Source organism: Geodermatophilus pulveris, from assembly GCF_900188375.1.
Lineage (GTDB): Bacteria > Actinomycetota > Actinomycetes > Mycobacteriales > Geodermatophilaceae > Geodermatophilus > Geodermatophilus pulveris.
Window position 1 is genome coordinate 13,573 of the sequence record NZ_FZOO01000014.1, and the last position, 18,247, is coordinate 31,819.

Annotated in this window: 16 protein-coding genes and 3 tRNA genes; 13 read left to right on the forward strand and 6 right to left on the reverse strand. The window is 76.2% G+C overall.

The features are described 5' to 3' along the window. Positions 1-137 precede the first annotated feature (137 nt). The 3 genes from CHB98_RS20270 (at position 138) to CHB98_RS20280 (ending at position 403) form a co-directional block, all read left to right on the forward strand. Positions 138-210: transfer RNA gene (locus CHB98_RS20270), tRNA-Glu, on the forward strand. Between the two features lie 22 nt (positions 211-232). After that, positions 233-306, forward strand: a tRNA-Asp gene (locus tag CHB98_RS20275). Between the two features lie 23 nt (positions 307-329). Continuing rightward, positions 330-403 (forward strand) — tRNA-Phe (locus tag CHB98_RS20280). Position 404: 1 nt separating this feature from the next. On the opposite strand, the gene CHB98_RS20285 is transcribed toward CHB98_RS20280, so the two are convergent. Both CHB98_RS20285 and CHB98_RS20290 read right to left on the reverse strand, forming a co-directional pair. Next, a complete protein-coding gene (locus CHB98_RS20285) occupies positions 405-1,430 on the reverse strand; it encodes a glycosyltransferase (RefSeq protein ID WP_089307422.1) in 1,026 nt (341 codons plus the stop codon). Positions 1,431-1,607: 177 nt separating this feature from the next. Next, positions 1,608-2,297, reverse strand: coding sequence for a phosphodiesterase (locus tag CHB98_RS20290; RefSeq protein ID WP_089307423.1), 690 nt, complete (start codon positions 2,295-2,297; stop codon positions 1,608-1,610). A gap of 165 nt (positions 2,298-2,462) precedes the next feature. Here CHB98_RS20290 and CHB98_RS21895 point away from each other — a divergent pair, with 165 nt between their 5' ends. Beyond that, positions 2,463-2,630, forward strand: a complete 168-nt coding sequence (locus CHB98_RS21895; RefSeq protein ID WP_179224758.1) for a hypothetical protein — start codon at positions 2,463-2,465, stop codon at positions 2,628-2,630. Between the two features lie 162 nt (positions 2,631-2,792). After that, positions 2,793-4,829 carry a transglycosylase domain-containing protein gene (locus tag CHB98_RS20295; protein WP_089307424.1) on the forward strand — a complete coding sequence of 679 codons (2,037 nt, stop codon included), beginning with the start codon at positions 2,793-2,795 and terminating at the stop codon, positions 4,827-4,829. Here the strand turns inward: CHB98_RS20295 and CHB98_RS20300 are convergent. After that, positions 4,812-6,437: a GMC oxidoreductase gene (locus CHB98_RS20300; protein ID WP_089307425.1), complete on the reverse strand. Its 1,626-nt coding sequence runs from the start codon at positions 6,435-6,437 to the stop codon at positions 4,812-4,814. The two genes, CHB98_RS20295 and CHB98_RS20300, sit on opposite strands and share 18 nt — an antisense overlap. A gap of 43 nt (positions 6,438-6,480) precedes the next feature. Then, the gene (locus tag CHB98_RS20305; protein WP_089307457.1) at positions 6,481-7,347 is read right to left on the reverse strand and encodes an MBL fold metallo-hydrolase; all 867 of its coding nucleotides are present in this window, start codon (positions 7,345-7,347) and stop codon (positions 6,481-6,483) included. Between the two features lie 44 nt (positions 7,348-7,391). Here CHB98_RS20305 and CHB98_RS20310 point away from each other — a divergent pair, with 44 nt between their 5' ends. Continuing rightward, positions 7,392-7,901, forward strand: a complete 510-nt coding sequence (locus CHB98_RS20310; protein WP_089307426.1) for a hypothetical protein — start codon at positions 7,392-7,394, stop codon at positions 7,899-7,901. Between the two features lie 117 nt (positions 7,902-8,018). Here the strand turns inward: CHB98_RS20310 and CHB98_RS20315 are convergent, their stop codons facing one another. Next, the gene (locus CHB98_RS20315) at positions 8,019-9,326 is read right to left on the reverse strand and encodes a M23 family metallopeptidase (RefSeq protein WP_245821476.1); all 1,308 of its coding nucleotides are present in this window, start codon (positions 9,324-9,326) and stop codon (positions 8,019-8,021) included. A gap of 264 nt (positions 9,327-9,590) precedes the next feature. Beyond that, positions 9,591-10,319 (reverse strand): GntR family transcriptional regulator, encoded by a 729-nt coding sequence (locus CHB98_RS20320; protein ID WP_245821478.1) that lies wholly within the window; start codon positions 10,317-10,319, stop codon positions 9,591-9,593. A gap of 216 nt (positions 10,320-10,535) precedes the next feature. Between CHB98_RS20320 and iolC the strand changes: the two genes are divergently transcribed. Genes iolC through CHB98_RS20355 form a run of 7 tightly spaced genes read left to right on the forward strand, consistent with a single transcriptional unit; the run spans position 10,536 to position 18,242 of the window. Further along, entirely contained in the window at positions 10,536-11,498 is a 963-nt protein-coding gene (gene iolC, locus CHB98_RS20325; protein ID WP_218822455.1) for a 5-dehydro-2-deoxygluconokinase, read from the forward strand. Continuing rightward, positions 11,491-12,414, forward strand: a complete 924-nt coding sequence (locus CHB98_RS20330; protein ID WP_089307429.1) for a class I fructose-bisphosphate aldolase — start codon at positions 11,491-11,493, stop codon at positions 12,412-12,414. The genes iolC and CHB98_RS20330 overlap by 8 nt, the downstream gene beginning before the upstream one ends. A 10-nt stretch (positions 12,415-12,424) precedes the next feature. Continuing rightward, positions 12,425-13,336: a 5-deoxy-glucuronate isomerase gene (gene iolB, locus CHB98_RS20335; RefSeq protein ID WP_089307430.1), complete on the forward strand. Its 912-nt coding sequence runs from the start codon at positions 12,425-12,427 to the stop codon at positions 13,334-13,336. Beyond that, positions 13,333-15,267: a 3D-(3,5/4)-trihydroxycyclohexane-1,2-dione acylhydrolase (decyclizing) gene (iolD, locus tag CHB98_RS20340; RefSeq protein WP_089307431.1), complete on the forward strand. Its 1,935-nt coding sequence runs from the start codon at positions 13,333-13,335 to the stop codon at positions 15,265-15,267. Before iolB ends, iolD begins: the two co-directional genes overlap by 4 nt. 40 nt (positions 15,268-15,307) lie before the next feature. Then, positions 15,308-16,306, forward strand: coding sequence for a TIM barrel protein (locus tag CHB98_RS20345; RefSeq protein WP_089307432.1), 999 nt, complete (start codon positions 15,308-15,310; stop codon positions 16,304-16,306). Then, positions 16,303-17,376, forward strand: coding sequence for a Gfo/Idh/MocA family protein (locus CHB98_RS20350; protein WP_089307433.1), 1,074 nt, complete (start codon positions 16,303-16,305; stop codon positions 17,374-17,376). Before CHB98_RS20345 ends, CHB98_RS20350 begins: the two co-directional genes overlap by 4 nt. Next, entirely contained in the window at positions 17,373-18,242 is an 870-nt protein-coding gene (locus CHB98_RS20355) for a sugar phosphate isomerase/epimerase family protein (RefSeq protein WP_245821480.1), read from the forward strand. The genes CHB98_RS20350 and CHB98_RS20355 overlap by 4 nt, the downstream gene beginning before the upstream one ends. The last annotated feature ends 5 nt before the right edge of the window (positions 18,243-18,247 follow it).

Genomic DNA, 18,247 nt, shown 5'->3' on the forward strand with positions numbered 1-18,247 from the left:
GCTGAGCGTGACACCCACGGACCCCTGGGTGAGCGACCGGTCACGACGTGTCGCCGGAGCGGGGAGCCCCTGGCGCACCCCTGCGCCGGGGCGGTGCGCCGGGCATGTAGAGTCTCTGCTGCCCCCGGCGAACACGAGCCCCCATCGTCTAGCGGTCCAGGACGTCGCCCTTTCAAGGCGGTAGCACGGGTTCGAACCCCGTTGGGGGCACGCACCACAGCAGTACACGCAAGGCCCTGTAGCGCAGTTGGTTAGCGCGCCGCCCTGTCACGGCGGAGGTCGCGGGTTCGAGTCCCGTCAGGGTCGCTCCCCGGTGGGGACACCGGGAGGGGCAGGTAGCTCAGTCGGTACGAGCGCTCGCCTGAAAAGCGAGAGGTCGGCGGTTCGACCCCGCCCCTGCCCACCTACGGCCCCGTCCCGGGTCCCGACCTGAGCGTGCGGAGGTCGGGGAGGACGGGGTCCTTCAACTGCGCGTACACCTGGCCGTGCACGGCGCGCACGGCGGCGCGCTGCTCGGCGCGCCAGGCGCGGTCGGCCGGCCGGGGAGCCGGCCGGGTGAGCGCCGCGGCGACCGCGGCGTCGAGTGACACCGGGTCCAGGCCGTGCTCCTCGTCGTTGTCGTACGGGACGACGTCGGCCCACTGGTCGGTGAACCAGCCGCAGCTGGGCGCGACCACCCGGGTGCCGACGTCCCGGCAGACCTCCAGGTCCCGCGAGTGCGTGCCGCAGCTCTCCGGCAGGACGGCGGCGTGCAGCTCCTGCAGCTGCCCGGCCCACGAGTCCGCCGTGCGCGGCAGGTACTCCAGGCTGTCCCCTGCGGCGAAGACCGGCGGCGGTGCCACGTCGTCGTCGAGGAACACCCGCAGCCGGCCCCCGCCGTTCACCGCGCCGGACAGCGCGGCGCGGACCACGCCCGCGGGGTCGGGCAGGGCGGCGGACGGCGCGCGCAGCGCCATGCCGACCAGGCCGCGCTCGCTGCCGAGGTCGGGCACGGGCTCGGCGATCGACGGGTGCGCCACCACGATGGCCGTCCGGCCGAACCGCGCGGCGATCTCCTCGGCCGCCCCGGGGGTCAGCGTGAGCACCACCTCCGCCGTCGCCAGCAGGGCGGCGAGGTGGGCGTCGTGCCGGCGCGGGGTCGGCTGCCCGGGGTCGCGCAGTTGGTGCACGGTCAGCACGAGGGGGACGCCGGAGCGCCGGACGGTCTCCGTCCAGCTGACCACCTCGTCCTCGGGCAGGTGGCCGTAGCCGGAGTGCAGGTGCACCACGTCGATCCCGCCGGCGTGCGCGGCCAGGTGGCCGGGGTCCAGCCAGGGCCCGGGGCCGACGTGCACCACGCCGTCGGGCAGAACGGTGTCCACGTAGGCGTCGCTGTGCGGGACGGTGACCACGCGGATCACCGGGCCAGCCGGGGGCTCGGCGGTGCTCACGGCTGCTGCTCCTCCTGCGTGCCGCGCGCTGCGACCGGCAGGGGCGGGACTCGGGTCGGGGTCGTCGGTGTCGGGGTCGGGGTCATCGGGCGTCGAGGCCCCTACCCGAGGTCGCGGCGCCCAACCCGCGCGGTGACGCATCGTGCCCAGGGAGACCTGGTCGGGTGACGCACGCGGTCAGCCGCGGTCGCGGGCCCGCTGCGCGGCCGCGTAGGCCGGCGCCCGGAAGCGCGCCATCGGCCCGTCGGGCACCAGGCCCGGCGGCGGGTGCCGGACGGCGTCGAAGCGGACGTCGGGGTCGCCGCCGGGCACCGGGGCGAGCAGCCGCAGCCGGGCGAAGGGCCGCCACGGGCCCGCCCCGCGGGCGGCGGCCAGGGTGAGGACGAGCCGGCCGGCGGCGGCCGCCGCGCCGACGGGTCCCGGTTCCGGGGTGACCGGCCCGGCGCCCGGTGCGGGCAGCGCGGCCAGGCGCACGGTGCCGGCGACCGACCGGTAGCCCATGACCGAGGTGTAGACCGCCGCGGCGTCGCGCCGCGGCACCGGGAGCAGGCGGGTGAGCCGGCCGCGTCCGGTGGTGGACAGCAGCAGGTCCACCGGCCCCTCCGGCCCGGGCACGCGCACGGCCAGGCCCAGCAGGTCCGGCAGCGGCGCGGGCAGCCCCCCGCCGCGGGACAGCCGGGCCAGGACCGGCTGCTCGCCGCGGCCGGCCAGCCAGGGCACGCCCCACCAGGCCGGCCCGCCGGTGCGCTCCAGGACGGCGTCGAGCACCGCACCGCGCGGGTGCATCGGCTTGGTGCGGCGCCGGCGGGCCAGGGCGCCGAGCGGGACGGCGACGGCGCGTCCGGCCGTCCGGGGCAGGTCGCTCACCCCGGCCCCCTACCCCGCCCGGCGGGCGCCGTCCACCCGTCCCGGTGCGCCCGGGACGCGTGGGGCGGGTGCGCCCGACCCGTCGGGACCCCGCCAACACCGGCGTGATCATCCGGTGGGGTCCCGCCAGGTGACACCGTGCGAGCGGTTGCCTACGGTCGGACGGTGCTCGAGTCGCTGCTGGTCCTCGCCGGTGTCCTCGTCGGGCTGGTCGCCCTGCTCGCCCTCATCGTGGCCCTGAGCGCCCGCCCGGACCCCCGCCCGGCGGCCGGCCGGTCGCCGGGCGCGCCGGCGCGCACCCCGGCGTCCCGGCCCGCCTCCCCGGCCCGCTGAGCGGCGGGCCGCCGACCGCGCGCCGGAGTCGCGGTCGGCGCGTCGCCGGGACGCGCCGACCGCCGCGCCGTCCACCGTGCCGCGCGGCGCCACGGTGGGCGATGATCCGGGCACGGCGGCGCGGTTCCCCGCACGCCGGAGCACGAGCGCGGTGAGGACGACATGGCACGGTCCCGGAGCGGTTCCCCCGACCCCCGGAGGCGCGCGGTCGTCGGCCTGCTGCTGGCGCTCCCCGCCACCGGCGCGCTGGTGGCCGCGCTGCTGGTGCCCTGGGTCGTCGGGCCCGGCCTGGCGGCCAGTTCGTCGGCCTCGCTGCTCGCGCCGCTGCCCGTCGAGCTGACCGACGCCACCAAGCCGGGCAACACCGTCGTCCTCGCCGCTGACGGGTCGGTGATCACCTACTTCTACCGGGACAACCGGACGCCGGTGACCGCCGACCGGATCGCCGACGTCATGGAGCAGGCGCTGGTCGACATCGAGGACGAGCGCTTCTACGAGCACAACGGGCTGGACGTGCAGGGGACGGCGCGGGCGCTGGTGCGCAACGTGAGCTCCGGCGGCGTGCAGGAGGGCGGCTCGACGATCACCCAGCAGCTGGTCAAGCAGACGCTGCTGCAGACCGCCGTCACCGCCGAGGAGCGGGCGGCGGCCACCGAGCAGACGGTGGGCCGCAAGCTGCGCGAGGCCCGGCTCGCCCTGGCGTTGGAGGAGACCTACGCCAAGGAGGAGATCCTCACCCGCTACCTGAACACGGTGTACTTCGGCGAGGGCGCCTACGGCGTCCAGGCCGCGGCGCAGGCCTACTTCGGCGTGGACGCCGCCGACCTGGACCTGCCGCAGGCCGCGATGCTCGCCGGCCTGGTGCAGACCCCCGCGGCCGACAGCCCGCTGGTCGACCCCGACCGGGCCCGGGAGCGGCGCAACGTGGTGCTGGGGCGGATGCACGCCCGGGGGCACATCACCGACGCCCAGCTGGCCGAGATCTCCGCCCAGCCGGTGCAGACCGCCCCGGCGCCGGCGCCGCCCAACGGCTGCGCCGGCGCGGTCATCGGCGGGTTCTTCTGCGACTTCCTGCAGCAGCACCTCGTCGGCACCCTCGGGGTGACCCAGGAGCAGCTGGAGACCGGCGGGCTCACCATCCGCACGACGATGCGGGCGGACCTGCAGCGCTCCGCGGACGCCGCCGTGCTGGCCACCCAGCCGATGGGTGACCCGGTGGCCGCCATGTTCACCGCGGTCGAGCCGGGCACCGGGGCGGTGCTGGCGATGAGCGCCAACCGGGTCTTCGGCTACGACGTCGACGACCCGGCGCAGGAGTCGCTGAACCTCAACGTGGCCGCCAGCAAGGGCTCCGGCTCCACGTACAAGGTCTTCGTGGCCACCGCGGCACTGGAGCGGGGCCTGCCGCCCACGCACACGCTCACCGCGCCGGAGCCGTACACCTCGCGGGTGTACCGCAACGGCCTGGAGCCGTACACGGTGGGCAACGTCGGCGACTCGATCCCGGCCCGGCTGAGCATGCACGAGGCGCTGGTCCGCTCGTCCAACACCTACTTCGTGGCCCTGGAGGACGAGCTGGGCAGCGTGGAGGGGCCGGTGCGGGTGGCGCAGCGGCTGGGCCTGACCTCCCTGGACTCGGTCGCCGACCAGGTGGTCGCCGAGAACCGCGGCTCGTTCACCCTCGGCCCGGAGGCGACCAGCCCGCTGGCTCTGGCCAGCGCCTACTCCACGCTGGCCGCCAACGGCACCCGGTGCACCCCGGTCCCCGTCGTGGAGGTGCTGGACCGCGACGGGCGGCCGCTGACCCGCGCCGACGGCAGCCCGCTGGGCACCGGGGCGTCCTGCACCCCGGAGGTGGTCTCGCCGCAGATCGCCACCACGGTCAACCAGATGCTGGTCAGCGGGTCCACGGCGCCGTACGGCACCGGCCGGCGGGCCGCCATCCCCGGGCACCAGGTCGCCACCAAGACCGGCACCGCCCAGGACCGCGCCTCGGTCTCCTTCGTCGGCTCCACCCCGCGGTACACCGCCAGCGTCATGCTGTTCAACCCCACGGCCAACGAGGACGTCGGCGGGTACGGCGGCAGCCGCGGCGGGCAGATCTGGCACGACGCGTTCCTGCCGATCCTGTCCGCGGAGGAGCCGGTCCCGTTCCCGCCGCCGGGCATCCCCCTCCCGCCGCTACCGGGCGCCGGGTGACCCTCGGCGGGTCATGAGCTCCGCGGCGCGCTCGCCGATCGCGACCGCGGTCGCCGCCGGGCCGCGCGAGGTCACCGTGGGCATCACCGAGGTGTCGACCACCCGCAGCCCCACGACGCCACGCACCCGCAGGTGCTGGTCGACGACGGCGCCCGGGTCGCCGTCGGGCCCCATCCGCGCCGTCCCGGCCAGGTGGACGGCGGTGGCGATGGACCGGCGGATCCAGCGGTCCAGCTCCCGGTCGTCGCGCAGCACGTCGTCGGGCAGCCCGCTCCGCCCGGCGACCAGCGGGGCCATCGCGCGCGTCCGCAGCAGCTCGGCGGCCAGCCGCACCCCCTGGCGCATCCGCCGCCGGTCGGAGTCGGTGGTCAGGTACCGGTACTCCAGCCGGGGCTGCACGCGCGGGTCGGTGCCGGTCAGGGTGAGCCGGCCGCGGCTGTCCTCCCGCTGCAGTCCCACGCCGAGGAACAGGTCGTCGCGGCGGCGGGCGGTGTCCAGCAGCCGGTGCGGCGACGTCCCGCGCAGCGCGCGCAGCGTGGCCCCCGGCCGGCGCAGCACCCGGGCCACCGCCGTCGAGGTGCGCGGCGCCACCACCCGGCTGAACGGCTTGAGCCAGGGCAGCACCTCGAGGTCGCCGGGGACGGCGGAGCCGTCGGCGGTGGCGTTGAGGACGCCGGACAGCGGGTGCAGGTCCCGCGGCATGGGCAGCCGACGGGCCGGGCGCCAGGTGACGTAGACGTCGGGGTGGTCGGTGCAGTCCGCCCCCACCCCGGGCACGTCAGCCACCACCTCGACGCCGAGCGCGCGCAGGTGGTCGGCCGGGCCGATGCCCGACAGCAGCAGCAGGTGCGGCGAGCCGACCGCGCCGGCGGCGAGCACGACCTCCGCAGCGCGCACCACGCCGTCGTCGGTCTGCACGCCGACCGCCCGGCCGCCCTCGACCACCACCCGGCGCACCGGCACGCCGCCGCGCACGGTCAGCCCCGGGTGCCCGCGGCGCGGGGACAGGTAGGCCATCGCGGTGTTCACCCGCACCCCGCCGGCCACGTTGAGCGGCACCGGCCCCCAGCCGGGCGGCCCGTCGGCGTTCTTGTCCGGCTCCTCCGGGAAGCCCAGCTCGGCGGCCGCGGCACCGAGCGCGTCGGCCAGCGGGTGCCCGGGGCGCGGTCGCTGCACCGGCACCGGGCCGCCGGTGCCGTGGCCGGGGCGGTCGCCGAGGTCCCGGTCGTCCTCCAGCCGGACGAAGGAGCGCAGCAGCGCGTCGTGGGACCACAGGTCGTTGCCCGCTGCGGCCCAGCCGTCCAGGTCCGACCGGGTGCCACGGATGAAGTAGCCGCCGTTGAGCGCGCTCGACCCGCCGGCCACCCGGCCGCGCGGCACCGGGGAGGTCACCTCGTCGGTGAGGACGCCGGTGAGGTCCCAGTTGGCCGGGTGGCCGGGGACGGCGGCGGCCATGCGGGCGGCGTCGCGCAGGTCGGGCGGGAACTCGGCGTGGTCGGCGCCGGCCTCCAGCACCAGCACCCGCCGTCCGGCGTCGGCCAGCCGCGCGGCCAGCGGGGCGCCGGACGTGCCGGCGCCCACCACGACGACGTCCCACTCGGTGCTCACAGCCCGAGCACCGCGGGCAGGTCCAGCCGCACCACCGCAACGGTCACGGCAGGGACACCCGGTCGCCGTCCAGCACCACGTGCCCCTCCGCGGCGAGCTTGGCCAGCGTCGCCCGGGTCGACTGGGCCGCCGCCGGCCACAGCTCCCGCGGCACGTCGGCGTAGACGTCGGCCACCAGCGCGTCGACGGTGCCGGCGCCGCGCACCATCGCGGCGAGCAGCTGCTGCTCCCGGAACGCCCGGTGGTCCAGGTAGAAGTCCAGCACCGCTCCGGGGTCCTGCGTCAGCTCCGGCCCGTGCCCGCAGTACAGCGCGCTCGGGCCGAGGTCGTGCACCCGCCGCAGCGAGGCCAGGTAGGCCAGCACGTCGCCCTCGGGGTGGCTCACCACCGACGTCCCGCGGCCCAGCACGTGGTCGCCGACCAGGACCGCGCCGGACTCCAGCCGGAAGGCCAGGTGGTCGCCCGTGTGCCCGGGCGTGGGGACGACGCCGATCTGCGTCCCGGCCAGCGCCAGCCGCTCCCCCGCCGCCAGGACCCGCCCGGCCGGACCGGCCACCCGGGCGTCGGCGGCGCCGACCTGCGCGCCGAACCGCTCGCCCCACGGCAGCGCCGCCTCGGCGTGGTCGCCGTGGTGGTGGGTGACCAGGACCGCGACGCAGCGGGCGCCCCGCGCGGCCAGCGCCGCCTCGACCGCGGCCAGGTGCGCCGGGTCGTCCGGGCCCGGGTCGACCAGCACGGCCTGCCCGCTGCCCGGGGCGCCGACCAGGTAGCTGTTGGTGCCGTCCAGCGTCATCGGCGACGGGTTGGGCGCCAGCACGCGGGTGACCAGTGGTTCCAGCTCCGCCGTCCGCGGCATCGCCCCCGGTGCGTGGAGCTCCCAGGTGCTGCGCGGGTCGGCCGGGGTGCTCACGTCCGGCACGGTAGCCGCCGGCGGCCGCGGCTACCGTCGGGCGCATGCGCTCCCCCGCGGCCCTGCTCCGCCCGGCGCTCGCCGCCGCCGCCGTCGTCCTGCTCACCGCGTGCGGCGGGTCGGGCGAGAGCGACCCGGACGCGGCACCGGGCACGCCGGCCCCGGCGGCGTCGTCGTCCGCGCCGGCCGGCAGCGCCGCGCCGGACCCGGCCGCCCAGGCCTTCTGCGGGGAGCTCACCAGCGCCTTCACCGAGCTGCAGGGCGCGCTCGGCCTGGCCGCCCCGGAGGACGTCGCCGGCCGGCTGCCGGAGGTGCTCACCCGGCTGGAGCGGGTCGAGGCGCCGGCCGGCATCGCCGCCGACTGGGCCGCGCTGCTCGACGGGCTGGGCCGGCTCGCCGACACCGCCGGCACCCTCGACCTCGGCACCCCGGAGGGACGGCAGGCCTACGCGCAGGCGGAGGCGGAGATCGGCCAGGAGCTCGTCCCGGCGCAGTCCGCGCTGACCGACTACGTGGGCGCCAACTGCGGGCTCACCTCGGCGTCCCCGACCTGACCCGCCTCCCGACGATCATGGACGTCGGGAGGCGACACCCCGCTGTCGACGGGTGTGTCGCGTCCCGGGCGCCATGATCGTCGCGCCGGGCACCTCCGCGGCGGTCCCGAGGCCGGGTCAGCAGCCGCTGATGGAGGCGCCGCGGGCGCGCAGCCACGGCACCGGGTCGACCTGCCCGCCGTGCAGCGCCCCGCCCGGGTGCACCTCGAAGTGCAGGTGCGGGCCGGTGGACTGGCCGCGGTTGCCGACCGTGGCGATCCGCTCCCCGGCGACGACCCGCTCACCGGCGCCGACGAAGTACTCGTTGACGTGCCCGTAGACGGTGACCGCGCCGTCGTCCCCGCGCAGGTAGACCGCGTAGCCGAAGCCGGTGGCCGTGCCGGCCCGCGCCACGACGCCGGAGTGCGCGGCGTAGATGGGCGTGCCGATCGGGGCGGCGATGTCCACGCCGCCGTGCAGCGTGCCCCAGCGCATCCCGTAGCAGCTGGAGGTGCGGCCGGAGGTCGGCGTGACGTAGGGGCCCGACCCGCCGGACCCGGCCGACGAGCCGGACGACGAGGACGACGAGCTGCTGGCGCCGGAGCTCTGGCTGCGGGCGGCGGCGCGGGCGGCGGCGGCGTTCGCGGCGGCCTCCTCCTCGGCGCGGCGGGCGGCCGCGGCGGCGGCGGCCTCCTCGGCGGCCTTCTGGGCCTGCCACTGCTGGAAGGCGTCGCGGGCACCCTGCAGGCGCAGCAGCTCGATCTCGGCGGCCTGCAGCTGCGTCTCGTAGTCGGCCTTCTGCGCGGCGACCTGGTCGTAGGCGGCGCGCTGGGCGGCCAGCTGCCGGTCGGCCTCGGCCTTGGCGGCGGACGCGGCGGCCTCGGCCTGCGCGGTCTTGTCGCGGGCGGCGCGGGCCGCGGAGTCGGCGTTGGCCTGCTGCACGCGGGCGACCTCGAGCTGGCCGAGCACGTCGAGGTGGTTGGCCGAGACGTAGTCGAGCATGGCGGCGGTCTGGACCAGCTCGGCCGGCCCGTCGGCGTCCAGCAGCGCGGCGGCCGTGGAGAGGGTGTTGCCGTTCATGTAGCTGTCGCGGGAGAAGCCGGCGATCCGCGCCATGGCCGCGTCGACGGCGGCGACCGCGGCCTCCAGCTCCAGCGCCGTCCGCGCGGCCTCGGCCTGCGCCTGGGCGAGGGCCTCCTCGGCGGCGAGGTAGGCGGTGCCCGCGGCCTCGGCCTGGTAGGCGTAGCGCTCCAGCTCGGACTCCGCCTGGGCCAGCAGCGCGCCGATCCGGCCGACCTCCGCGGCGGCGGCGTCCTGCGCCGACTGCGCCTGCCCGAGCTGCTCGTCGCTGGGGTTGGGCGGCGGCTCGGGGGCGGCGCTCACGGGGGCGGCGCCGGTGAGCACCACCGTCGCGGTGAGGACGCCGGCGAGCAGGCCCTGCACCACGCGGGCGCCCGGGCGGCGGTGCGCGACCGGTGCGGTCCCGCGCGTACGCCGGCGAGGACGGCTGTGCAGCATGTCGCTCCCAGGGGAAGGGGTGCATCGGGGCCGACCGAGCGTGACGATGTCACACCGCTCCCGCACGTCGCCACGCGGCCCGGCGGGCACACGGGGCACTCGGCCCACTCCTGTCCCTCTTCTTCTCGTCACCCACACGGGTGACCTTGAGGCCTGCGCGCGACCAATTCCCGCAGCGCTCCGCGGGCGGGCTCAGCGGCCGACGAGCGTCGTCTCGAAGTCGTACCGCGAGGCCCGGTAGAGGTGGTGCCCGTACTCGACGGCCGTCCCCTGGTCGTCGAAGGCGGTGCGCTGCATCGTGAGCAGCGCCGAGCGCGGGGGCTCGTCGAGCAGCCGGGCCTCCTCGGCCCGGGCCAGCCGCGCGCCGATGCGCTGGTGGGCGACCCGCAGGTGCACGCCGTTCGTCCGCAGGTACTGGTAGAGGCCCCGCTCGGAGAGCTCCTCCGCGGTCGGGTGGAACCGGCCCGGGAGGTGGTTGGTCATGAGCGCCAGCGGCTCGCCGTGCGAGCGCCGCAGCCGGCGGACGACGACGACCTCCTCGCCCTCCGGCAGGTCGAGCTCCCCGGCCACGTCGGCGGGGGCCGGCACCCGTTCCAGCGAGAGGACCTCCGTGGTCGGCGCCTCGCCGGCCCGGGCGAGGTCGTCGTAGAGGCTGGTGAGCTCCACCGACCGGCGCACGTGCGGCTGGATCACCTGGGTGCCCACGCCGCGCTTGCGGACCAGCAGCCCCTTGTCGACCAGCTCCTGCACCGCCCGCCGGACGGTCGGCCGGGACAGGCCGTAGCGCTGCGCCAGCAGCACCTCGTTCTCCAGCTTGGACCCCGACGGCAGCGCACCCCCGGCGATGGCACCCTCGATCGCCTGGGCGAGCTGGAAGTACAGCGGGGTGGGGCTCGATCGGTCGATCTCGAAGGTCAGCACGCGGGCCTCCTGGGGAGCGGGCGCCGCGCGGGGGCCCGGCCGGGGTCCCGGCCATGGTCGCACCTCCACGGGCCCTGCCGTCCTCCCCCGTCGAGGCATCCCGTCATCATCAGGTGCGTATGCACTTATGTCTTTACAAAGTATTGACAGGGCAGTGTGTCCCGGAGCACAGTCGTCGGCGGGCCGGAACGACGACGCAGGGGGGACCGGAGAGCCGTGACAGACGCCCGGGACGTGCTGGTGATGGGACGCAGCGGGGTGGACGTCTACCCCCTGCAGGTCGGCGTCGGGCTGGAGGACGTCGAGACGTTCGGGAAGTTCCTCGGCGGCAGCGCGGCCAACGTGGCGGTCGCCGCGGCCCGGCTCGGCCACGCCACCGCCCTCGTGACCGGCGTCGGCGACGACCCGTTCGGCCGCTTCGTGCGGCGCGCGCTGCGCGACCTCGGCGTCGACGACGCACTCGTGGTGGTCGACCCGGCCCACCCCACGCCGGTCACCTTCTGCGAGATCTTCCCGCCCGACGACTTCCCGCTGTACTTCTACCGCCGCCCCAAGGCGCCGGACCTCCAGCTGACACCCGCGGACCTGGACCCGGCCGCGGTCCGGGACGCCGGGCTGTTCTGGGCCACGGTCACCGGCCTGTCGGAGGAGCCCAGCCGGTCGGCCCACCACGCGGCCTGGGAGGCCCGGGGGCGCCGTCGGCACACCGTGCTCGACCTGGACTACCGGCCGGCGTTCTGGTCCTCCCGCGAGGAGGCGACCGCGCAGGTGCAGGCCGCCCTCGCCCACGTGACCGTCGCCGTCGGCAACCGGGAGGAGTGCGAGGTGGCGGTGGGCGAGACCGACCCCGAGCGCGCCGCGGACGCCCTGCTGGACGCCGGGATCGAGCTCGCCGTCGTCAAGCAGGGGCCCCGCGGGGTGCTCGGCAAGACGCGCACCGAACGGGTCGTCGTCCCCCCCACGCCGGTCGAGGTGGTCAACGGGCTCGGGGCGGGCGACGCCTTCGGCGGCTCGCTGGCCCACGGCCTGCTCACCGGGCTGCCGCTGGAGCGGCTGCTGCGCAACGCCAACGCCGCCGGAGCCATCGTCGCCTCGCGACTGGAGTGCTCCACCGCCATGCCGACCGCCGCCGAGATCGAGCAGCACGTCGCCGCGTCCCTGGAGAGCACCCGTGTCTGACACCGCCCTGTCCCCCGCCGACACCCGCACCGCCCGGCCGGTCTGCACCACGTACGCCGAGGTCACCGAGGTGCGCGCCGGGGACCCGCAGGCCATCCGGCGGGCCCTGGCCGCGCGCCGCCGGCGGCCGCAGCTCCTCCCCCGGGACGGGCGGCTGATGCTCGTCGCCGCCGACCACCCCGCCCGGGGTGCGCTGGCCGCCCAGGGCCGGCCGACGGCGATGAACAGCCGCACCGACATGCTCGACCGGCTGCGCACCGCGCTGGCCCGCCCCGGCGTGGACGGCCTGCTGGCCACCGCGGACATCGCCGAGGACCTGCTGCTGCTCGGTGCCCTCGAGGACAAGGTCGTGGTGGCCTCGATGAACCGGGGCGGCCTCGTCGGCGCCAGCTTCGAGCTCGACGACAGGATGACCGCCTATGACGTCGCCGGGGTGGTGGAGGCCCGCTTCGACGCGGCCAAGATGCTCAACCGGATCGACCTGGACGACCCCGGCACGGTGCGGATGCTGGAGACCTGCGGCCGGGCGGTCACCGAGCTGGCGCGGGCCGGCGTCGTGGCCATGCTGGAGCCGTTCCTGTCCCGGCGGGTCGACGGCCGGGTCAGCAACGACCTGACCCCCGACGCGGTCATCAAGTCGGTGCACGTCGCCCAGGGGCTCGGGGCCACGTCGGCCTACACCTGGCTGAAGCTGCCGGTGGTCGCCGAGATGGCGCGCGTCATGGACGCCACCACCCTGCCCACCCTGCTGCTCGGCGGGGACCCCTCCCGCCGGCCCGAGGAGACCTACGCCAGCTGGCGCGACGCCCTGGCGCTGCCGGCCGTCCGCGGGCTGGTCGTCGGGCGCACCCTGCTCTACCCCCCGGACGACGACGTCGAGGCCGCCGTGGACACCGCCGTGTCCCTGGTGCACTGAGGGCCCCGCGATGACGGCACCGGACCGCGACCTGCACCTGCCGGCCGGCACCGCCGCGGCCGGGCCCTACGCCCTGGAGGTGACGCCGGAGTCCGCCGGCTGGGGGCACACCAGCCTGCGCGTGCTCGAGCTGGCCGCCGGGGGCACGCACACCCTGGACACCGGCCCGGACGAGGTCCTCGTGGTCCCGCTGGAGGGTGGCCTGACCGTCACCTGCGAGGGCACCGAGCTGACCCTCGCCGGCCGCAGCGGCGTCTTCGCCGGCCCGACCGACTTCGCCTACCTGCCCCTCGGGGCGACCGCGACGCTGACCAGCCGGGGCGGCGGGCGGTTCGCGCTGTGCGGCGCCCGGGCCCGCCGGCGGCTGCCGGTGCGCCACGGCCCGGCCGCCGACGTCCCGGTCGAGCTCCGGGGTGCCGGGCGGTGCAGCCGCCAGGTGAACAACTTCGCCACCGCGGGCGTCTTCGAGGCCGACGCCGTCATCGCCTGCGAGGTCCTCACCCCCGGCGGGAACTGGTCGTCCTACCCGCCGCACAAGCACGACGAGACCTCCGAGGTGGAGAGCGAGCTCGAGGAGGTCTACTACTTCGAGGTTTCCCCCGGGCCGCAGGGCCGGCCGGGCCTGGCCTACCACCGCGTCTACGGCACCGCCGACCGCCCGGTCGACGTGCTCGCCGAGGTCCGCGACCGGGACGTCGTCCTGGTCCCCCACGGCTGGCACGGCCCGTCGATCGCCGCCCCCGGGCACGACCTCTACTACCTCAACGTCATGGCCGGCCCCGGCCCGGAACGGGACTGGCGGATCGTCGACGACCCCGACCACGCCTGGATCCGCGGCACGTGGGCCGACGAGCCGGTCGACCCCCGGTTGCCCCTGCACGCCCCCGCCGGCACCGCCCAGAACGGAGAGTCCCGACCGTGAGCCAGCACCTCCCGCCGCCGGCCGCTCCCGAGACGGTGCGGCTGACCGTCGCCCAGGCCGTCGTCCGCTTCCTGGCCCAGCAGCACACCGAGCGCGACGGGCAGCGGCAGCGGCTGTTCGCCGGCTGCTTCGGCATCTTCGGGCACGGCAACGTGGCCGGCCTCGGCCAGGCGCTGCTGCAGGCCGATATCGACACCCCCGGCGCGCTGCCCTACGTGCTGGGCCGCAACGAGCAGGCCGTCGTGCACACCGCCGTGGCCTACGCCCGGGCCCGGGACCGGCTGCAGACCTGGGCGGTCTCCACCAGCGTCGGCCCCGGCTCCACCAACACCCTCACCGGTGCCGCGCTGGCGACCATCAACCGGCTGCCGGTGCTGCTGCTCCCGGCCGACACCTTCGCCACCCGCTCGGCCGGCCCGCTGCTGCAGGAGCTGGAGCGCCCGCACAGCGGTGACGTGACCGTCAACGACGCCTTCCGGCCGCTGTCGCGGTACTTCGACCGCATCTGGCGACCCGAGCAGCTGCCCGGCGCCCTGCTCTCGGCGATGCGGGTGCTCACCGACCCGGCCGAGACCGGCGCGGTCACCCTGTGCTTCCCGCAGGACGTGCAGGCGGAGGCGTTCGACTGGCCGGTGGAGCTGTTCGCCGAGCGCACCTGGCACGTGGGCCGGCCGCTCCCGGAGCCGGCCGCGCTGGCCCGCGCGGTCGAGCTGATCCGCTCGGCCCGCCGGCCGCTGCTCGTGGCCGGCGGCGGGGTCGTCTACTCCCAGGCCACCGGGGCGCTGGCCGCCTTCGCCGAGGCGACCGGCATCCCGGTCGGGCAGACCCAGGCCGGCAAGGGCGCGCTGCCCTTCGACCACCCGCAGTCGGTGGGCGCGATCGGCTCCACCGGGACGACGGCGGCCAACGCCCTGGCCCGCGAGGCCGACGTCGTCGTCGGGGTCGGCACCCGCTGGCAGGACTTCACCACCGCCAGCCACACCGCCTTCAACCACCCCGGCGTGCGCTTCGTGAACGTCAACGTGGCCGCGATGGACGCCGCCAAGCACGCCGGCGTGACGGTGCAGGCCGACGCCCGGGAGACCCTCACCGCCCTGTCCGGGGCGCTGGCCGGCTGGTCGGTCGACGACGGGTACCGGCAGCGCACCGCCGAGCTCGCCGCGCAGTGGGAGGCCACCGTGCAGGCCGCCTACCACCCGCCGACGCCGAGCGCCGGCGAGGGCGGCCGGCTCACCCAGAACGAGGTCATCGGGCTGGTCAACGAGGTGTCCGGCCCGCGGGACGTGGTGGTCTGCGCGGCCGGGTCCATGCCCGGCGACCTGCACAAGATGTGGCGGGTGCGCGACCCCAAGGGCTACCACGTCGAGTACGGCTACTCGACCATGGGCTACGAGATCCCCGGCGGCATCGGCGTCCGGATGGCCAGCCCCGACCGCGACGTCTTCGTCATGGTCGGCGACGGCTCCTACCTGATGATGCCCACCGAGCTGGTCACCGCCGTGCAGGAGGGCGTCAAGATCGTCGTCGTCCTGGTGCAGAACCACGGCTTCGCCTCGATCGGTGCCCTGTCGGAGTCCCTCGGCTCCCAGCGGTTCGGCACCCGCTACCGGTACCGCTCGTCCTCCGGCCGGCTGGACGGCGACGTGCTGCCGGTGGACCTCGCCGCCAACGCCGCGAGCCTCGGCGTCGACGTCCTGGTCGCCCAGGACGGGCCGAGCCTCGAGGCGGCGCTGCGCAAGGCCAAGGCGAGCGACCGCGCCACCGTCGTGCACGTCGAGACCGACCCGCTCGTCGACGCGCCGTCCAGCGAGTCATGGTGGGACGTCCCGGTCAGCGAGGTCTCCACCCTGCAGAGCACCCAGGAGGCGCGCGCGGTCTACGACCGCTGGAAGGCCGTCCAGCGCGACCACCTCGCCCCGCCCCAGCCCTGAGCCAGCCCGACCGACCCGCCCGTCGAAGGAGGAGGACCGCATGACCGCGGAGGACCAGGTGGCACCCGCACCGCACGAGGAGGCCGGCCGGGGCCGCAGCCGGATCCGGGTGGGGTCCGCGCCCGACTCGTGGGGCGTCTGGTTCCCCGACGACCCGGAGCAGGTGCCCTACCAGCAGTTCCTCGACGAGGTGAGCGCCTGCGGCTACGAGTGGATCGAGCTGGGCCCCTACGGCTACCTGCCCACCGACCCGGCGCGGCTGTCCGACGAGCTCGCCGCGCGCGGGCTCCGGGTGTCCGCCGGCACCGTGTTCGAGCACCTGCACCGCCCGGACTCGTGGGACGCGGTGTGGGACCAGGTGCGGGACGTCGCATCGCTGACCGCGGCGATGGGCGGCACCCACGTCGTCGTCATCCCCGGGATGTTCCGCGACGAGAAGACGGGGGCCGACATCGAGCCCCGGCGGCTGACCCCCGAGGCCTGGGCGGCCAAGACCACGGGCGTCGAGCGGCTGGGCCGCGCGGTGCAGGAGGAGTACGGCCTGTCCATCGCCTACCACCCGCACGCGGAGAGCCACGTCGGGTACCAGGAGGACATCGAGCGCTTCCTCGCCGACACCGACCCGCGGTACGTGCCGCTGTGCCTGGACACCGGGCACGTCAGCTACTACCGCGGCGACAACCTCGAGCTGATCGACAAGTACCCGGAGCGGATCGGCTACCTGCACCTCAAGCAGGTCGACCCGGCGGTCATCGACGAGGTGCTCGAGAAGGACGTCGTCTGGCCGGAGGCGGTGCGGATGGGTGCGATGGCCGAGCCGCCGAACGGCGTGCCGGCCTACCCGCCGCTGTTCGAGGCGATCGAGGAGCACGGCCTGGACGTGTTCGCGATCGTCGAGCACGACCTCTACCCGTGCCCGCCGGACGTCCCGTTCCCCATCGCCCGGCGCACCCACCGCTACATCGGCAGCTGCGGGTACCCGTCGCTGCAGATCGGCGCCCCCCGGACCCCCGCCAGCGCCGAGGAGGGCCGGGCGTGACCACCGCCGAGACCCGCGCCGGGGCGCTCCCCGACCTCGCCGACGTCCCCGCCCGCGACCTGCGGGTCGCCGTCCTCGGCGTCGGGATGATGGGCGCCGACCACGTCGCCCGCCTCTACAGCCGCATCTCCGGGGCCTCCGTGGTCGCGGTCAGCGACGCCTTCGCCGACAAGGCCGGGCAGGTGGCCGCCACCGTGCCCGGCTGCCGGGTGGTCGGCGACCCGCTGGCCGCGATCGCCGACGACGACGTCGACGCCGTCCTGGTGGCCACGCCCGGCCGGTTCCACGAGGAGCAGGTGCTCGCCTGCATCGAGCGGGGCAAGCCGGTGCTGTGCGAGAAGCCGCTGACCATGGACGCGACCAGCTCCCTGGGCATCGTGCGGGCCGAGGAGGAGTACACCGCCCGCACCGGCCGCCGGCTGGTGACGGTGGGCTTCATGCGCCGCTTCGACCCCGAGTACGCCGAGCTCAAGGCGCTGATCGACGCCGGAGGGCTGGGCGAGCCGCTGGTCGTGCACTGCGCGCACCGCAACGCCGCCGTCCCGCCGCACTTCACCAGCGAGATGATGGTCAACGACTCGGTGGTGCACGAGGTCGACGTGACCCGGTTCCTCCTCGGCGAGGAGATCGCCGCGGTGACCGTGCTGCGGCCGCGGGCGACCCGGCACGCGGTCGCCGGCCAGTCCGACCCGCTCCTGGTGCTGTTCGAGACCACGGGCGGCCGGATGGTCGACGTCGAGTGCTTCGTGAGCACCGGGGTCGGCTACGAGGTGCGCACCGAGGTGGTCGGCGAGGACGGCAGCGCGATGATCGGCCTGGACCCCGGCCTGGTGCGCACCTCCGGCGGGCCGTCGGGAGCGGCCCGGTCGAGCGGCATCGCGCCGGACTTCCGGCAGCGGTTCGGCCGCGCCTACGACATCGAGCTGCAGCGCTGGGTCGACGCCGCCCGCCGCGGGGAGGTCGACGGGCCGGGCGCGTGGGACGGGTACGCGGCGCAGGCCGTGTGCGCGGCCGGCGTCGAGGCGCTGCGCACCGGACAGCGCACCGAGATCCGGCTGGAGCCGCGGTGAGGATCGCCCTCGACCCGCAGATGCTGCGCGGCGTCCCGCTGCTGGAGCTGCCCGACGTGGTGGCCGGCATGGGCTACGAGTGGATCGAGCTCTCGCCCCGGGAGGACTTCGTCCCCTTCTTCAAGCACCCCCGGGTGGACACCGCCACGGTGCGCGCGCTCCGGACCCGGCTCGCCGACGCCGGCGTGGGCGTCACCTCCGTGCTGCCGGTGATGCGCTGGTCGGGCCCCGGGGAGGTGGAGCGGCAGGCGGCGGTGCGGTACTGGAGGCGGGCCCTCGAGATCTGCGTCGAGCTCGGCGTGGACACGATGAACTCCGAGTTCAACGGCCGGCCCGAGGCCCCGGAGCTGGCCGAGGCCATGTTCTGGCGGTCCATGGAGGAGCTGCTGCCGCTGTTCGAGCGCGAGGGCGTGAAGCTCGCGCTCGAACCGCACCCGGACGACTTCATCGAGCTCGGGCACCCCGCGGTCGACATGGTCCGCGGGATCGACAGCCCGTGCGTGTCCTTCCTGTACTGCCTGCCGCACACCTTCCACCAGGGCGACGACGCGCCCGGGATCATCGCGCACGCCGGCGACCTGCTCACCCACGTGCACGTCGCCGACTCGATGGACCACACCGCCTCCGACGGGCTGCGGTACATCACCAACCCGCCCGGCAACACCGTCCGCGTGCACCAGCACGCGGAGATCGGCCGGGGGGACGTCGACTTCGACGAGGCCTTCGCCGCCCTGGCCGGGATCGGCTTCGACGGCGTCCTGACCACCTGCGTCTTCGGGTGGGACGAGCAGGCCCGCGAGTCGGGCACGCGGATGCTGTCCGCCATCCGCGACCTGGTCACCAAGCACTTCCCGTCCACCCCCTGAGGAGC

What these genes read in the sequence shown, in the direction of transcription:
- CHB98_RS20295 (WP_089307424.1), top strand. Translation starts at nt 2,793, where the DNA reads ATGGCACGGTCCCGGAGCGGTTCCCCCGACCCCCGGAGGCGCGCGGTC.
- CHB98_RS20310 (WP_089307426.1), top strand. Translation starts at nt 7,392, where the DNA reads ATGCGCTCCCCCGCGGCCCTGCTCCGCCCGGCGCTCGCCGCCGCCGCC.
- iolB (WP_089307430.1), top strand. Translation starts at nt 12,425, where the DNA reads ATGACGGCACCGGACCGCGACCTGCACCTGCCGGCCGGCACCGCCGCG.
- CHB98_RS20345 (WP_089307432.1), top strand. Translation starts at nt 15,308, where the DNA reads ATGACCGCGGAGGACCAGGTGGCACCCGCACCGCACGAGGAGGCCGGC.